The following is a 15890-nucleotide window of genomic DNA, read 5'->3' as shown; positions in this document are numbered from 1 at the left end:
CCGTTCCTTAACGCAGGGCCGCACAGAAACGCTGGATGCGCAGGCAGGCCTCCTTCAGGCTGGCCGTGTCGGTGGCATAGGAAATGCGGAAATGCCCGGCGAACATGAACGCGCTGCCATGCACGGTGGCAACGCCTTCCTCATCAAGTAGGGCCGTGACAAATGCTTCATCGGTATCGATCAGCGTGCCGCCCGCGCTGGTCTTGCCCAGGCAGCCGACGAGTGAGGGAAACACATAGAATGCGCCCTCGGGCACCGGGCAGCTCAGGCCCTTCGCCTCGTTGAGCATGCCCACCACAAGGTCACGCCGCGCCTGATAGGTGCTGACCATGGTGCCGATGAAGTCCTGCGGGCCGGTCAGCGCCTCGACTGCCGCCGCCTGGCTGACCGAGCCGGGGCCGGAGGTGGACTGGCCCTGCAGCTTGTTCATCGCCCGCGTCATCTGCACGGGGGCCGCGGAATAGCCAATGCGCCAGCCGGTCATGGCATAGGCCTTGGACACACCGTTCATGGTCACGGTGCGGTCGCGCAGGCGGGGCTCGACCTCGACCACGGTGGGGGCGCGGAAGCCGTCATAGACCAGCTTGTTATAGATATCGTCGGTCAGGATCCACACATCGGGGTGGCGCAGCAGCACGTCGCACAGGCCGCGCATCTCCTCGAAGGAATAGGCCGCACCCGTGGGGTTGTTGGGCGAGTTGAGCAGCAGCCACTTGGTGCGCGGCGTGATCGCGGCCTCGAGTTCGGCAGGCTGGAGCTTGAAGCCGTTTTCCACGCTGCACGGCACGATGACGGGCGTGCCCTCGGCCAGCGCCACGATATCGGGATACGACACCCAGCACGGCGCGGGAATGATGGCCTCGTCACCCGGATTGATGGTGGCGACCATGGCGTTATAGATGATCTGCTTGCCGCCATTGGCAACAATCACTTCATCCCAGGTGTAATCCAGCCCGTTATCGGCGCGGAAACGCTCGGCAATGGCGCGGCGCAGGGCGGGCGTGCCCGCAACATCGGTATATTTGGTCTCGCCCGCCTCGATGGCGCGGATGGCGGCTTTCTTGATGCTGTCTGGCGTATCGAAATCCGGCTCACCGGCGGAAAGGCTGATAATGTCCTTCCCCGCCGCCTTGAGTTCACGCGCCTTGGTTGAGATGGCAATCGTCTGGCTCGGGCTGATCCGGGCCAGCCGGGCGGCGGTAAGATCCATGATGTTCAAGATCCATCAAGTAGTGGGACAACACACCCGGCCTGCTACCGGGAAACGGAAGGCCAGCCTAAAGCGAAGCCGGGCCGGAGGAAACAGCAGATATGCCGTCGCCCTGACCTGCCGCCGCGCAGACCTGCCGTGGCGTCATGCCCGCGGCGCGCATGGCGCGGATGGAGGGCGCGCCATCGCGCTTGGCCAGCCGCCTGCCCCCCGCATCGCACAGCAGCGCATGGTGGCTGTAGCGCGGCGCGGGCCAGCCCATGATGTGCTGCAACAGCCGGTGCAGGCCGGTTGCGGGCCGCAGGTCCGCCCCGCGCGTGACAAGGGTAATGCCCTGCAGGGCATCATCATGGGTGACGCATAGATGATAGGAGGCGGGCACATCCCGGCGCGCCAGCACCACATCGCCAAATGCCGCGGCACAGGCGGGCTGCGGGCCTTCGCCCATTTCGTGCCATGTCAGCGTGGCGGCGCCCGGCCATTGCAGGGCGCGCGCCATGTCAAGCCGCAGGGCGTGTGGGGTGCCCGCCGCAAGTTTCGCCGCCCGCAGGCCGGGATCCATGTGGCGGCAGGTGCCGGGATAGATCAGGGCCCCATCGGGCGCGTGGTGGGGGGCGCCCGCGGCCTCGGCAATATCGCGCCGGGTGCAGAAGCACGGATAGAGCAGGCCATGCGCCGCCAGATGGTCAAGCACGGCGCGATATTCAGGCATATGCCCTGACTGTCGGCGCACCGGCTGCGGCCATGACAGGCCGAGCCAGGCGAGGTCGGCATACAGATCGGCAATGAACTGGGGCCGGCAGCGCGTGGTGTCGATATCCTCCACCCGCAGGATGAAGCGCCCCCCCGACTCCATGGCCGCGCGCCAGGCGTGCAGCACCGAGGCCACATGCCCCAGATGCAGGTGCCCCGTGGGGCTGGGCGCAAAACGGGTTATTTTAGCCATTATCAAGTCAAATCAGGGTTGTGGCGAAAAATTGCGCCAACACCCTGCCCTGCTGCGTTGATGGATCAACTCCTGCGGCCGCGCGGGCATGGGGTTGCCACGCTATGCGGGGTCTGCAATAGATTCGACAGTTACCTGACGACGACGCACATCCATAAGGCGTTCGCTTCGGAACAGAGTACGCCTGAACTTTGTGCGGCGGCATTCGGAAAGGAATGCGTCCGTGCCCTGTGACAGTCAATACCTGCCAGCTCTCGTCCTGAATGCGGATTTCAGGCCGCTCTCCTATTTTCCGCTTTCGCTGTGGTCATGGCAGGATGCCATCCGTGCCGTGTGGCTCGACCGCGTATCGGTGTTGAGCGAATATGACACGGTCGTCCACTCCCCCACCCAGAGCCTGCGCCTGCCCAGCGTGATTGCGCTGAAAGACTATATCCCCACCGCCCGCAAGCCTGCCTTCACGCGGTTCAATGTCTTCCTGCGCGACAATTTTTCCTGCCAGTACTGCAACACCCGCTTCCCCACGCAGGAACTGACATTCGACCACGTCATTCCCCGCAGCAAGGGGGGCAGAACGAGTTGGGAGAACGTGGTGACCGCCTGCGGCCCGTGCAACCTCATCAAGGGGTCTTACATGCCGCACCAGATCCGCATGTATCCTGCCCGCACGCCCGCGCGGCCCTCAAGCCGCAGGTTGCAGGAAAATGGCCGCGCCTTCCCCCCCAACTACCTGCATGAAAGCTGGCGCGACTATCTGTACTGGGATACCGAACTCGAAAACTGAAGCTACCCCGTCCCGGCGGGCAATACCTGCCAGGGCGGAACGCAGGCGTTACGCGGCGGGGCGGGCAGAGTTCCCCTATCGGGCGGACACGCTATTTTGTGTAGCTGTAGCCGTATTCATCGGCCATCTTCTGCAGGTCGGGCGCCCCACGCAGGTTGAGCGGCAGCGGCTGGGCCTTCTTCTTCTTGGAACCGAAGATGAAGTTGTGGTCGCTCATGCGCTGGCAGGTATTCGCCGCGATGGGAAAGCTGAGCTGCATGGTGGTGCCCAACTGCTCGCGCAGGCATTTTACGTCACTCTCGAACGGCTTGCGCCCGATCTCGGCCGTGCAGCCACCAAGCACCACCAGCCCACATGCCAGCAGCCCGAGGCGGGCGGGCAGTTTTTCCACAATCTTCAGCTTCATTTCGACCCCGTCGCTTAAGCGCTGGCAAGACTGCCACGAAAGCGCTCCCCGCGATAGGGGACAAGATACCCCCGCAGGCGGTGCCGCGTTGGCAATGCATAGGTGCCCTACCGGCAATGCCGGACATGAACACAAAGCATACCTGCCAAGAAAATATGATGAAGCCAGATGGTGGTATCATCTGAATGCATAGGTGATATTACCGTGATCTTGGTGACAGGCGGCACTTATATTGCCACCCTCTGTCATTATTCTGATTTTTTTTAAATCATGTGTGATATATAAAAATTGCAAATACAGCACCGGACCGGCTGTAAATTTGTTACCAGATTGCGTATGGCTGTCGCGCGTTGTCCCCCGTCCCCATCGATGCCTGAGGTAAAAGAATGAGATTACTGGCCGTTCATCCAAGCTCGCTCATGTACACGAAGGTCTTCCTGCGTCTTGAACCGCTGGGGCTTGAACTGGTTGCCGGTGCAGCGCGCAACAAGGGGCATGACGTGCAGATCATCGACCTGCAGGTCGAGAAACACCCCGATTACTGGCAGCGCATCGAGGAATTCCGCCCGCATGCCATCTGCTTCTCGGGCAATTACCTGGCCAATGTTCCCGAGATCATTGACCTGTGCAAGGAAACGCGCAAGCGCCTGCCCAACGTGTTCCTGTTCATTGGCGGCCATTCCATCTCGTTCATCGCGCGTGACGTGCTGGCCCTGTCCGATGGCGCCATCAACTGCGTGCTCAAGGGTGAAGGCGACGCCACCGTCGGCCTGCTGCTCGAGGCATGGGAGCAGGGCAAGGACCTGACCACCGTGCCCGGCGTGGTGACCATGGATGGTGATGGCCCGCCGCCCATCTTCATCGAATCGCTTGATGTGGTGCGCCCCGCGCGCGACCTGCTGCGCCACCGCCGCAAATACTTCATCGGCACACTTGACCCCGCCGCCTCCATCGAATTCGCCCGTGGCTGCCCGTGGGACTGCACGTTCTGTAGCGCCTGGACCTTCTATGGCCGCTCCTACCGCACGGCGAGCGCCAAGGTGATTGGCGAGGAACTGCAGGAGATCAAGGAGCCCGGCATCTTCATCGTCGACGACGTGGCCTTCGTGCATGCCGAGCACGGCATGGCCATTGCCGACGAGATCAAGCGCCGCAACATCCAGAAGGAATACTACCTGGAGACGCGCGCCGACGTGCTGATGCGCAACAAGGAAGTGTTCGCGGTCTGGAAAGAGATCGGGCTGAGCTACATCTTCATCGGGCTTGAGGCAGTGGATGCCGAAGGGCTGAAGCGCTTCCGCAAGCGCGTGTCGATGGACCGCAACTTCGAGGCGCTGGAATACGCCCGCTCGCTCGACCTGATCGTGGCCATCAACCTGATTGCCGATCCGTCATGGGACCGCGAGCGCTTCGAGGTCATCCGCCAGTGGTGCCTCGAGATTCCGGATATCGTGAACATCTCGGTCACGACCCCCTACCCCGGCACCGAAATCTGGGAGAGCGAGTCCCGCAAGCTGACCACGCGCGACTACCGTCTGTTCGACATCCAGCACGCGGTCATGCCCACCACCCTGCCGCTGCGCGAGTTCTATGAGGAACTCGTCAAGACCCAGCAGATCCTCAATAACAAGCATCTGGGCTGGAGCGCGATCAAGGACACGCTGGGCATTGCCCTGCGCCTTGCGCTGCGTGGGCAGACCAACTTCCTGACCATGATCTGGAAGTTCAACTCGGTGTTCAACCCCGAACTGCAGATGGCCGACCACGCGCAGAAGCCGGAATATGAAATGCCGCTCAAGCCGCAGGGTTCTGACCAGAAGGTCGACCGCAAGACGCTGTACGTGCATGGCCCGGCTGGCCGCAAGTCGCGCAAGATCGATGATGATACCGAAAAGTTCGTTGATGAAACCCGCATGAGCACGGTTGACTGACGCCCCGCGTCGATCACCCCGCCATGCAAGGGCCGGTTGCGCAAGCACCGGCCCTTTTTGTATGTGCGCCCCCTTCCGCGGCGCTGCCGTGGCTGCCTTAAAAGCCAGCGGGCAAAACGCCTGGTACGCTTTTTACAAACAGCTTCAAAGACCGCCGTCTTTTTTCAAAAAGGCGGCACCCAAAACTTTTATCCTTTTTTATCAATGCACTATTTCCATAGTCATTGCCTGCATGTCGTGCGTGATACAGGAAGTTTTCCTGCTCTATGCCGCCGCATGCACACGCCAGGATCGTGATAGCTCCCCTATCAGAACAAAATAGAAATGATTCCATTTTTATTATGTGTGATAATATTATTTATCATAATGACAGCGCAGAAAGGCCGCCTGTCCGAACCTGCACGCGACACCCGAAAGCCGTCTTTATCAGTGGCCTATCCATGCAGGGAACAGGATTTCCCCTTCCGTCGCACTGACATAAAAAAACGGCTTCATGGCGGATTGCCAGATCACACGTCAGCCACCGGCCATGCAAAACCCGTGCCAATCATGTCATGTGCGGTCGGACTGCATAATCGGTCATGTAGAACTGATGGAGGCAACTCCGGCACATATCCCGCGCCACGGGCGGGCACACTGCGGAAGAGGCGATGGCGCCACACTCTTTTCCGTTGTAATAATTCGACTGATCAACCCAACGTAGCACCTGCGGGCGTGAAACAGCATGAAGGTAGCCAGACCATGGAAAAACTGACACTGAACATACAGGGCATGACCTGCGATGGCTGCGCTGCCAAGGTGCAGCGCGCACTCGAAGGGGTGGATGGTGTTTCGATGGTTGAGGTCTCGCTTGAACAGGGCAAGGCTTTCGTGACCTATGATGCCCGCTCGACCAACCTCGAAGACCTGTACGCCGCCGTGGACGACGCAGGATTTGATGCGGGTTACTGAACGCCAGAATCGTTCACACGCCGCCTTTCTGTTCTGAAAAGGCGGCTGTTTTCAACGCTTTCTGCTGTTTCAGGCGGGCAGGGCCGCCGCTGCCTTGCGAATGGCCTGCGCCATGGCTTCCACCCCGTTGCCCCGATTGGTGGAGAGCGCCTGCACCAGCCCCAGCTCGCGCAGGAAGGCCGGGTCCGTATCCAGAATCTCCTGCCTGCTGCGGCCGGAATAGACCCGCAGCAGCAGCGCCACCAGCCCCGACACGATGGCCGCATCCGATGCGCCAGCAAGGTAGAGCGCGCCATCGCGTGGCTGCACTTCCATCCAGACCTGGCTCTGGCAGCCGGGCACGCGATGGGCGTCATCCTGCCACGCGGCGGGAAAAGGCGGCAGCTTGCGCCCCAGTTCAATGATGTACTGGTAGCGCTGCATCCAGTCATCAAACAGGGCCAGTTCCTCGCCAATCTCGGCAATGGCGTCAGCGGCGGTATCGTCCTCGGGCTTTACAAACGGATCGGTCATCATCTTTCCAGCATTGGTGGCCGTCAAATCGGTCAGAATGCAAAAGGCCGCACCCTGCGGCGCGGCCCCCTGCGGGTTAGGTCATGCCCTACAGGATAAAGCGGCTCAGATCACCCTTGCGGGCCAGGGGCGCAACCTTGGCCTGCACGTCGGCCGCCTCGATCACCACAGCTTCGCCCTTGCGGTCAGCCGCGGTAAAGGACACATCCTCCAAAAGGCGCTCAAGCACGGTGGCCAGACGCCGCGCGCCGATATTTTCCACCCGCTCGTTAATATCCGCCGCCAGTTCCGCCAGCGCGTCAATCGCCCCATCGCTGAACGACAGCGTGACATCCTCCGTGCCCAGCAGGGCAACATACTGCTTGAGCAGCGAATGCTCTGGTTCGGTCAGGATGCGGCGCAGATCCTCGCGCGTGAGCGAGGCAAGTTCCACCCTGATGGGCAACCGCCCCTGCAACTCGGGCAGCAGGTCGGACGGCTTGGCAATATGGAACGCGCCCGATGCAATGAACAGGATATGATCCGTGCGCACCGGGCCGTATTTGGTCGAGACGGTGGTGCCCTCGATCAGCGGCAGCAGGTCGCGCTGCACGCCTTCACGCGACACATCGCCGCCACGCGCACCCCCTTCGGAGGCACGGGCGCAGACCTTGTCGATCTCGTCGAGGAAGACGATGCCGTGGTCCTGCGCGTGGACCACGGCCTCACGCGTCAGGGCCTCGGTATCGAGCATGCGGTCCGCTTCCTGCCGGATCAGGGCCGCGCGGGCGGCGGCGACCGTCATGCGCTTTTGCTGCGGCACGCGGTTCATGAAGCCCTTCATCATGTCCGAGAAGTTGATGACGGTGCCCGGCGTCATGTTCGGCATGTCGGACTGGGTCGGGTTGCCGCCCTCCGCAATCGAGATCTCGACTTCCTTGTGCTCAAGCTCGCCCGCGCGCAGCATGCGGCGGAACTTGTTGCGCGTCTCGGCTGATGCCCCCTCGCCCACCAGCGCATCGAGCAGGAGCTTCTCGGCGGCTTCCCCGGCATTGGCCTCGACATCCCTGCGCCGCAGGTCGCGCAGCATGTTGATCGAGACCTCGATCAGGTCGCGGATGATGCTCTCCACATCACGGCCAACATAACCCACTTCAGTGAATTTGGTGGCCTCGACCTTCAGGAACGGCGCCTGCGCGAGCTTGGCAAGGCGGCGGGCGATCTCGGTCTTGCCGCAGCCCGTCGGCCCGATCATCAGGATGTTTTTGGGCACGACCTCTTCACGCATCGCATCGGGCAATTGTGCGCGACGCCAGCGGTTGCGCAGCGCAATGGCCACGGCGCGCTTGGCATCGCCCTGGCCAATGATGAAGCGGTCGAGTTCGGAGACAATCTCACGCGGGGTATGATTGGGTATTTCCATTACGCTGCCCCTTCATGCGCATCCGCGCCCAGTGTCTCCACAATGACGGAATGGTTGGTATAGACACAGATATCACCGGCGATCTTCATCGACCGGCGGGCAATCTCCTCGGCACCCAGCCCGTCAATGCCCAGCAGGGCCCGCGCGGCGGAGAGCGCGTAATTGCCGCCCGAGCCAATGGCGATGATGCCGTCCTCGGGTTCCAGCACATCGCCATTACCGGTCAGCGTAAAGGAGCGCTCGGCATCGGCTACGGCCATCATCGCTTCCAGCCGGCGCAGGTAGCGGTCGGTGCGCCAGTCCTTGGCCAGTTCCACGCAGGCGCGCTCAAGCTGGTTGGGATAGCGCTCGAGCTTGTTTTCCAGCCGCTCCAGCAGCGTGAAGGCATCAGCCGTCGCCCCGGCAAAGCCTGCCAGGATCTGCCCCGTCGGCCCGATGCGGCGCACCTTGCGGGCATTGCCCTTGATCACGGTAGCGCCCAGCGTCACCTGCCCGTCGCCCGCCATGGCAACACGGCCACCGCGCCGCACACACAGAATGGTCGTACCATGCCACCCGACCGGGTCATGGGATGAGGAATGATGATCTTGCATGATGTTACAGATAAAACCTTCCTGCGCCAGCACAAGGGGCAACGCGCCCACCGCCGGGCGCGCGCCGCATTTCAGTCAGGCGGGCGCTGCATGATCCGGTCGATATGGGCGGCGAGATCCGCCTGCGTGAAGGGCTTGTGCATGACATTGGCGCTGCCCGCAGGCAGGGCGCCCGCGCTGGCATAGCCGGTCAGGTACAGCACGCGCAGGCCGGGACGCAGGGCCTGGAGGTGGTGCACTGTCTCGAGCCCGCCCATGCCCGGCATCATCACGTCCATGATCACGAGGTCGATCGGCCCGAGCCCGGCCTTCATCGCCTCAACCGCCGCCGTGCCGGAGGAATATTCGCACACCTCATGCCCCCGCGCGCGCAGGAAGCCTGCTGTAACTGCGCGCACGCCCGGCTCGTCATCCACCACCATCACATGCAGCGCACGCGCGCTCGTGTCACCTGCCTGCGCCTGCGGGGCTGCCGCAGGCAGGGGGCGGCCGGCCGTGACGCCACCCTGCACCGGCAGGCACAGGTCCACGCGCGTGCCCTCGCCCGGCTGGCTGCGCACCTGCACCTCGCCGCCCACATGGCGGATGAACCCATAGATCATGGACAGGCCCAGCCCCGTGCCACGCCCCACATCCTTGGTGGTGAAGAACGGCTCGAACACGCGCGCCAGCGTCTCGGGCGACATGCCCACCCCCTGATCGGTGACCGAAACCATCACGTAGTTGCCCGGCACGAGGTTGGTGCCCGCCACGATCTCCTTCACCTGCTTGAGCGCGGTCGAGACCACGATCATGCCGCCGCCGGGCATGGCGTCGACCGCGTTGATGCACAAATTGAGCACGGCAAGCTCAAGCTGGCCTGCATCGGTGCACACGGGCGGCAGCACCCCGTCAGAGCCGGCGGTGTCGACCACGATGGAACAGGGCTGCCCGTTTGCCCCCTTGCCCTGACGCGAGACCACGGTCTGGGCCAGAAGATCCTTCATGCCGTGCAGCAGGGCGTTCACATCCACCGGCTCAAAGCTCAGGTCGCGCGGGCGGCTGAAATTGAGCAGCCTGCGCGTGAGTGATGCGCCACGCTGGGCGGCGGCGGCGGCGTTATCGAGCAGGCGGGCCATCGGCCCTTCCTCCGGCCCCATGTCACGCACGAGTTCGAGCGAGCCGAGAACGGCGGTGAGCAGGTTGTTGAAGTCATGCGCAATGCCGCCCGCCAGCGTGCCGAGCGCCTGCATCTTTTCCGCCTGGCGCAGGCGAGCCGCCATTTCCTGCTGGCGGGTGATGTCGCGGTTGATCACGACCGAGCCGGCCGAGCCATCGCCCAGCGCACCAAGCACCACGCGCGTGATCTCGCGCCACCGCCCCTGTGCGGCACCGCGGATATGAGCAGGCAGTTCCAGCGATTCCTCGTCGCGCCCCTCCGCCCGCAGGCGCGCGCTGGCCGCACGGATAATGGGCAGGAGGCCGGCATCACACAGTTCCTCCTCCGTGTGGCCAAGGCAGGCATTGATGTCGCGGCCATAGAAATCGGCCGCCTGCTGGTTGATGCGGATGAAGCGCCCCTGCGCATCCTTGAAGCCAAGGCCCGAGCGCAGGTTGTCAAGCAGCCCGTGCAGCAGCATGCGCTCGGTGCGCAGTTCGCGCTCGAGGCGATGGTAATCCGCCGCCTGCACGATCATGGCGCGCAGGGCATCAGGATCCCATGGCTTGTGGGAATAGAACGAGATGCGCCCCTGGTTGAGTGCCGCCGCCACCGCGCCGATATCGGCATAGCCGGTGAGCAGTATGGCCTGGGCGTCGCTATGGGCGCGGGCACGGACCAGCATCACGTCGCCGCCCATCTCGGGCATGCGCTGGTCGGACACGATCACGTCCACATCGTTGCGGGTGGAGAGGATCTCCAGCGCCTCGGTGGGCGATGTGGTGGACAGGACCGTAAACGTGTCTTCCAGCAGGTCGGTCAGGGCAACGAGGATCTCCGCCTCGTCATCCACCAGCAGGACAACGGGGCGCGCCTGCGTGGCGGGATCTGTATTGATGGGCATGGTCTCTCCCTGCACGCGGGCCTGTGGCATGGCTAGGCCATGCGCCCGGATGATGTGGTGGCCGGTAGCGGGCTTTCACCCTCCTGCCCCGGATGCCACGGTATGGAAATGGTGAAGCGCGCCCCACCCTGCGGCGCCCGCCCGACCGACAGGCTGCCCTGGTGCGCCTGCACCACGCTATAGGCAATGGCCAGCCCCAAGCCGGTGCCCGCGCCCACCGGCTTGGTGGTGAAGAACGGCTCGAAGATGCGCTCCTGCACATCGGGCGCAATGCCGGGGCCGCTATCGGTAATGACAAAGACGTAACTGTCCGGCCCGCTGTCATTATGGGCGAGATAGGTGTGGATGCCGATCTCGCCCACCGCTATACCGCCCTGGCCAGACATATCATCATGCTGGGCGGCAAGAATTGCATCCGCCGCATTGCTGATAATATTCATGATGACCTGATTGAGCAGCGCCGCCTGGCAGTACAGCCGGTCAGGGGCCTCATACTGCCGCCTGACCGCAATGCCGCTGCCCAGCTTCTGGGTCAACAGCGCCATGACCGTTTCCAGCGCCTCGGGCACGTCGATGATCTGGAACAGCCCTTCATCAAGGCGCGAGAATTTGCGCAGGTTCAGCACAAGGTTCTGGATGCGCCGCAACCCCATGTTCATCGACCCCACCCGGTCGCGGCACTTGGTCAGGATCGCCTCGCGCTGTTCGTGGTCGGGGTCGGTGGTCGCGGTTTCCATGGCCGCGAGCCGGTCCAGCCCACGCGCCACCGTGTCCTTATGCGCCAGGATGAAGGCCAGCGGGTTGTTGATCTCGTGTGCGATGCCCGCCACCAGTTCACCCAAGGAAGCCATCTTGGCGGTCTGCACCAGCTTGCCCTGGGTTTCGATCAGCTTGCGGTTGGCATCGGCCAGTTCGCGGTTGGCCTGCTCCAGCGCTTCGGCCAGCGAGGCTTTCGATGCAATGGCCGCCGCCTCCGCGCGCGCGCTTTTGACCGCGATCTCACGCGCCTGCCGCTCCACCTCGATGCGGCGCACGTCATCTTGCAACAGCTTGCGCCGCACCAGCACGCGAATGCGCAGCGCCAGTGCCGCAGGCCCCACATCGCGTGAGACGAGATCATCAATCCCCGCCTCGAACACGCGGGCCGAGAACTCCTTCGCATCGGGCCGGGGCGCGCCATCCACGCCGAGTATGCGCGGCGGCACGTTGCCCGAGAGCAGATCCTCCTGTCGCCATTCATCAAGCCTGCGGCAGACTTCCAGCCCGTCGAACTCCCGGCACGCAAGGTCGATCACCACGCAGTCGGGCATGTGCTCGGGGTCATGCAGGAGTGCGGGCACTAGGCGGGAGGGATCATGCCACAGGGTCACGATATGCCCGTCACGCCGTAGCTGGTCGAGCAGTTCGGGCACGGCGCGCCTGTGTTCGGGCTCGGGGGCGATGACCATGATGCGCGCGCGGCGGAACACGCGCTGCGGCAGGAGGGATGGCGCATGCGCCGCGTGCTCGCGCAACAGCGCGCGGATGCGGAATACGATCAGCGCCGGGTCCGAGGATTTGGGGATATAGGCATCCGCCCCGCTTTCCAGCCCCTCGCGCTCCAGCCCCGGCTCGATCCCCTCGGTCAGGATCAGCACCGGTATGGTGCGCGTGACCGCGTTCATGCGCAGTTGGCGGGCAAGCTGGCCGCCATTCATGCCCGGCAGGTGATAGTCGGCAATCACCAGCCCCGGCAGGCGCACATCAAGCGTATCGAGCGCCTCCTCCCCGCTGGCCACGCGATGGACATGAAAGCCGTGGCTCTCGAGCATGCGGCGGATGCGCAGGGCCTGCGTGTCCGAATCCTCCACCAGCAGCAGGGTGTCGGCAATGTCTTCGCGGTCGGTCAGCACCATGGGGTCGTCTTATCCAGCCAGGGGGTCTTGGGAGGGAACCGGGCCGCCCGCCATGGCCCGGAGGATATGGGGGGCGATTTCGTGCACCGGCAGGCTGATGCACGCCGCCCCCACGCGTTCGGCAGCACCGGGCATGCCGTGAATGACGGCGGTGCTGCGGTCCTCCACCACCGTGTAGCCGCCGCGCGCACGGATGCGGCCCAGCCCCTCCACGCCGTCCTCGCCCATGCCGGTCAGCAGCACGCCAAGCCCATCGGCGCCAAAAACCTTTGCCACTGAGGAAAACAGCACGTCAGCCGAGGGCCGCTGCCCCTGCACCGGGGCCGAGTCATGCAGCAGCACCTCGCCACGCGTGCCCACCGTCATGTGCCGGTTGCCCGGCGCCACCAGCACCTGCCCGCGCTCGAGCGGCATACCGTGCTGGGCAATCCGGACCGGCAGCGCCACCTGCTGGTCGAGCCACCGGGCAAAACCCTCCATGAAGCTCTGGCCCATATGCTGCACCAGCACCACCGGCAGCGCGAAGTCGGGCGGCAGGTCGCCCAGCACGCGGGCGAACGCGGTCGGCCCCCCGGTGGAGGCGGCCATGGCCAGGATGCGGGGGTGAATGGCAAGCGGGCGCGACCACATGCCCTTGTGGCGAGAGGGCTCCGCCTGCATCAGCCTGCGCCGGATGACCGGCACCTGGCTCATGATGTAAAGCTGGGTGGCAATGCCCTGCGCCACGACAGCGCCCGCGCTGCCCGTGAGGCCCTGCGGCTTCTCGATGACCGTCAGCGCGCCCGAGCGCAGCGCGTTCATCGAGACATGCGTCGCCTGCCCGCCCAGCGTGTCGCTCACGATCACGATGGGGGTGGGAAAATGCGCCATGATCTGCCGCGTGGCCTCAAGCCCGTCCATGCCCGGCAGGCAGATATCCATCGAGATCACGTCCGGGCGCAGGCGCGGCACGAGGCGCAGGGCCTCCTCCGCCGTTTCCACCGCTTCGGCCAGTTCAAGGCGCGGGTCATCGGCCACCACGCGCATGAGCAGGTGGCGCAATACCGCCGAATCCTCCACGATCAGCACGCGCCTTGGTGGCTGGGCGGGCTGGGGCGCGATCACGTTCACAAAAGCCCCCTTATGGTATCAATCAGTTCGCCCTGATCGAAGCGCTGCTTGGTCAGGTAGGCGCGCGCGCCGCCTTCCATGCCGCGACGGATATCATCGCCATCATCGCGCGAGGTCATGAGCACGACGGGAATATGGGCCAGATGCGCATCCCCCTGCATGGCGGCAAGCAGGGCCAGGCCATCCATGCGCGGCATTTCCACATCTGTCACCACCACATCCACATGCCGCGAGGATTGCTGGAGCATGGCCAGCGCCTCCTCCCCATCCACGGCAAGGCACACGTCATAACCGTGGGACTGGAGGATCGTTTTCTGCAATGTCCGGGTCGTGATCGAATCATCGACCACCATCACCAGCGGCGCGTGGCGCACGGGCGCCACGGGGGCGGCGCTGTCCGCATCGCTGAAATGCGCGCCCCCGCCATTGCCGCGCTCGCGCCAGCGCGCAAACAGCCGGTCGGGACTGAGCACGAACACCGGCTGGTCCTCGCGCGGCCAGGCTATGCCGGGCACGAGTTCACTATCCAGCCCCACGGCGGTGGCGTCTGACACCAGCAGCGTGCGCACATCGACCATGCGCTCGACGGCAAAGCCGCAACGCACGCCATCGACCTCCATCACCACCACGCTTACCGCGCCATCGCGCACCGGCAGCGGGGCGTTTTCATCACCCACGAAGGCCCGCAGCGGCACGAGCGGCACCAGTTCCTCGTCGCGCTGTTCGCTGCTCACGCCCGTGCCATCGGGCGGGTGGGGCACCACGGCGAACGGCATGCCCGCCAGCATGCGGATCTCGTCGCGCCGCACGCGCAGCAGGTGGCGGATCACCCGGCCGGGCAGGCCAAGGGACTGGCCCGCGTTTTCAACCAGCAGCACGGTGCGCTGGCGCTGCGAGACCGGCACGGTCAGGATGACGGTGGTGCCCGCGGGCTGGCGCTGCTCCATGCGCACGCTGCCATGGAGTGCGCGCGCAGCTTCCGCCACAACCGAAAGCCCCACACCGCGCCCGGCCAGGCTGTCGGCCTTGCCACGGGTGGAAAAACCCGGCTCGAACACGCGTGCCAGCAACTGCCGCGCATCAAGCGGGGCATCGGCATGGACCAGCCCCTGCCCCGCCGCGCGGGCGGCAATGGCCCGCAGGTCAGGGCCGCGCCCGTCATCGCTGACCGCTACCTGCAGCCGCACCCCGGTCATGGTGACGGCAATGGTGATGTTGAGGCATTCCGACTTGCCCGCCGCCAGCCGCTCGGCGCGGGTTTCATGCCCGTGCACGATGGCATTGCGCACAAGGTGAATGACCGGATCGCGCAATGCCTGCATCACGCGGCGCTCGGTCTGCACGTCCATGCCGGTCATGTGCACCTCAACGCCCGCTTCCGGGCCGCCATGCTCACGCGCGATGCGCCGGGCCATGGCGGCCAGCGAGCCGAACACGCTCTCGGCAGGCACGAGGGTTACGGCGTGCACTTCCTCGCCAAGGCGCAGCAGGGCGCGGTCGATCTGGCCTGCCATGAGTTCACGCTCGCGCCCCACCCCCATCAGCCTGCGCGTCATGCGCGCGAATTCGGCCACCGGGTCGGCACGCATGCGCTCGGGCGCGTGCATGACGGCCCGCGCATCACCAAGCAGGTCCATCACCTGCGCCCATAGCCGCTCATGCCGGTCGGCCACGGCCATGAGGTCATGCACGGCGGCGGCAAGCGCATCGAGCCGGGCCACGGGCACCTGCACATAGGCCGGGTTTTCCACCTGCACCGCCGTCTCATCAGGGGCGGGATGCGTATCCGCCGGGGCGGCGGTCATGAGCAGGTCGATCTCGTCGAGCGTATCGGTAATGGCGGCAAGATCGGCGGCGTCGGGCAACGCACGGGCCGAGAGCAGCGCGGAGAGGCGGTTCTCCAGCGCGTGGGCTACGCCCTCGACCACCGGCAGTTCAACCGCGCGCGCCGCTCCTTTGAGGGAATGAACACGGCGGAAGATTTCCGCAAGGCCCTGCGCATCCGGGCAGCCCGCAGCCACAATGGCGCGGATGGCCCGCAGGTGGTCACGGTATTCGGCATCGAATACCGCCAGCAATTCATCCCTCAGGTTGTCCACGGGCCGAC

The 15890-nt window shown here is 64.6% G+C and carries 13 protein-coding genes; 3 read left to right on the top strand and 10 right to left on the bottom strand.

What is annotated here, in order from left to right:
• Positions 1–7 precede the first annotated feature (7 nt).
• Complete coding sequence (locus R5N89_RS03865) at positions 8–1210, bottom strand: pyridoxal phosphate-dependent aminotransferase (RefSeq protein ID WP_110568891.1); 1203 nt, start codon at positions 1208–1210, stop codon at positions 8–10.
• Positions 1211–1277: 67 nt separating this feature from the next.
• Complete coding sequence (gluQRS, locus tag R5N89_RS03860; protein WP_110568892.1) at positions 1278–2156, bottom strand: tRNA glutamyl-Q(34) synthetase GluQRS; 879 nt, start codon at positions 2154–2156, stop codon at positions 1278–1280.
• Positions 2157–2379: 223 nt separating this feature from the next.
• On the opposite strand from gluQRS, the gene R5N89_RS03855 reads away from it, so the two are divergent.
• Complete coding sequence (locus tag R5N89_RS03855) at positions 2380–2940, top strand: HNH endonuclease (protein ID WP_110568893.1); 561 nt, start codon at positions 2380–2382, stop codon at positions 2938–2940.
• 91 nt (positions 2941–3031) lie between these two features.
• On the opposite strand, the gene R5N89_RS03850 is transcribed toward R5N89_RS03855, so the two are convergent.
• The gene (locus R5N89_RS03850) at positions 3032–3346 is read right to left on the bottom strand and encodes a hypothetical protein (protein WP_078524471.1); all 315 of its coding nucleotides are present in this window, start codon (positions 3344–3346) and stop codon (positions 3032–3034) included.
• Positions 3347–3732: 386 nt separating this feature from the next.
• On the opposite strand from R5N89_RS03850, the gene hpnR reads away from it, so the two are divergent.
• Positions 3733–5277, top strand: a complete 1545-nt coding sequence (gene hpnR / locus R5N89_RS03845; protein WP_110568894.1) for a hopanoid C-3 methylase HpnR — start codon at positions 3733–3735, stop codon at positions 5275–5277.
• Positions 5278–5991: 714 nt separating this feature from the next.
• The gene (locus tag R5N89_RS03840) at positions 5992–6228 is read left to right on the top strand and encodes a heavy-metal-associated domain-containing protein (protein WP_354680697.1); all 237 of its coding nucleotides are present in this window, start codon (positions 5992–5994) and stop codon (positions 6226–6228) included.
• 69 nt (positions 6229–6297) lie between these two features.
• Here R5N89_RS03840 and R5N89_RS03835 read toward each other — a convergent pair whose 3' ends face one another.
• From R5N89_RS03835 to R5N89_RS03805, 7 genes are all read right to left on the bottom strand, one after another.
• Complete coding sequence (locus R5N89_RS03835; protein ID WP_110568896.1) at positions 6298–6744, bottom strand: SufE family protein; 447 nt, start codon at positions 6742–6744, stop codon at positions 6298–6300.
• Between the two features lie 85 nt (positions 6745–6829).
• Positions 6830–8143 (bottom strand): ATP-dependent protease ATPase subunit HslU, encoded by a 1314-nt coding sequence (gene hslU, locus R5N89_RS03830; protein ID WP_110568897.1) that lies wholly within the window; start codon positions 8141–8143, stop codon positions 6830–6832.
• The gene (gene hslV, locus R5N89_RS03825; RefSeq protein WP_110568921.1) at positions 8143–8736 is read right to left on the bottom strand and encodes an ATP-dependent protease subunit HslV; all 594 of its coding nucleotides are present in this window, start codon (positions 8734–8736) and stop codon (positions 8143–8145) included. The genes hslU and hslV overlap by 1 nt, the downstream gene beginning before the upstream one ends.
• Before the next feature lie 71 nt (positions 8737–8807).
• Positions 8808–10772, bottom strand: coding sequence for a response regulator (locus R5N89_RS03820; protein ID WP_110568922.1), 1965 nt, complete (start codon positions 10770–10772; stop codon positions 8808–8810).
• A gap of 38 nt (positions 10773–10810) precedes the next feature.
• A complete protein-coding gene (locus R5N89_RS03815) occupies positions 10811–12673 on the bottom strand; it encodes a response regulator (protein ID WP_110568898.1) in 1863 nt (620 codons plus the stop codon).
• A gap of 9 nt (positions 12674–12682) precedes the next feature.
• Positions 12683–13699: a chemotaxis protein CheB gene (locus R5N89_RS03810; protein WP_110568923.1), complete on the bottom strand. Its 1017-nt coding sequence runs from the start codon at positions 13697–13699 to the stop codon at positions 12683–12685.
• Positions 13700–13779: 80 nt separating this feature from the next.
• The gene (locus tag R5N89_RS03805) at positions 13780–15882 is read right to left on the bottom strand and encodes a response regulator (RefSeq protein WP_110568899.1); all 2103 of its coding nucleotides are present in this window, start codon (positions 15880–15882) and stop codon (positions 13780–13782) included.
• Positions 15883–15890: the final 8 nt, after the last annotated feature.

Origin of the sequence: Komagataeibacter sucrofermentans DSM 15973 (genome assembly GCF_040581405.1) — a bacterium.
Taxonomy (GTDB): Bacteria; Pseudomonadota; Alphaproteobacteria; order Acetobacterales; family Acetobacteraceae; genus Komagataeibacter; species Komagataeibacter sucrofermentans.
The sequence above is the reverse complement of the archived record's forward strand: the minus strand, read 5'-3'. Positions and strand labels throughout refer to the sequence as shown.

Excerpts from the sequence above, each read along its gene's own strand:
- R5N89_RS03865 (WP_110568891.1), bottom strand. The coding sequence starts at position 1,210 with ATGGATCTTACCGCCGCCCGGCTGGCCCGGATCAGCCCGAGCCAGACG.
- gluQRS (WP_110568892.1), bottom strand. The coding sequence starts at position 2,156 with ATGGCTAAAATAACCCGTTTTGCGCCCAGCCCCACGGGGCACCTGCAT.
- R5N89_RS03850 (WP_078524471.1), bottom strand. The coding sequence starts at position 3,346 with ATGAAGCTGAAGATTGTGGAAAAACTGCCCGCCCGCCTCGGGCTGCTG.
- hpnR (WP_110568894.1), top strand. The coding sequence starts at position 3,733 with ATGAGATTACTGGCCGTTCATCCAAGCTCGCTCATGTACACGAAGGTC.
- R5N89_RS03835 (WP_110568896.1), bottom strand. The coding sequence starts at position 6,744 with ATGATGACCGATCCGTTTGTAAAGCCCGAGGACGATACCGCCGCTGAC.
- hslU (WP_110568897.1), bottom strand. The coding sequence starts at position 8,143 with ATGGAAATACCCAATCATACCCCGCGTGAGATTGTCTCCGAACTCGAC.
- hslV (WP_110568921.1), bottom strand. The coding sequence starts at position 8,736 with ATGCAAGATCATCATTCCTCATCCCATGACCCGGTCGGGTGGCATGGT.
- R5N89_RS03815 (WP_110568898.1), bottom strand. The coding sequence starts at position 12,673 with ATGGTGCTGACCGACCGCGAAGACATTGCCGACACCCTGCTGCTGGTG.
- R5N89_RS03810 (WP_110568923.1), bottom strand. The coding sequence starts at position 13,699 with ATGCGCGTGGTGGCCGATGACCCGCGCCTTGAACTGGCCGAAGCGGTG.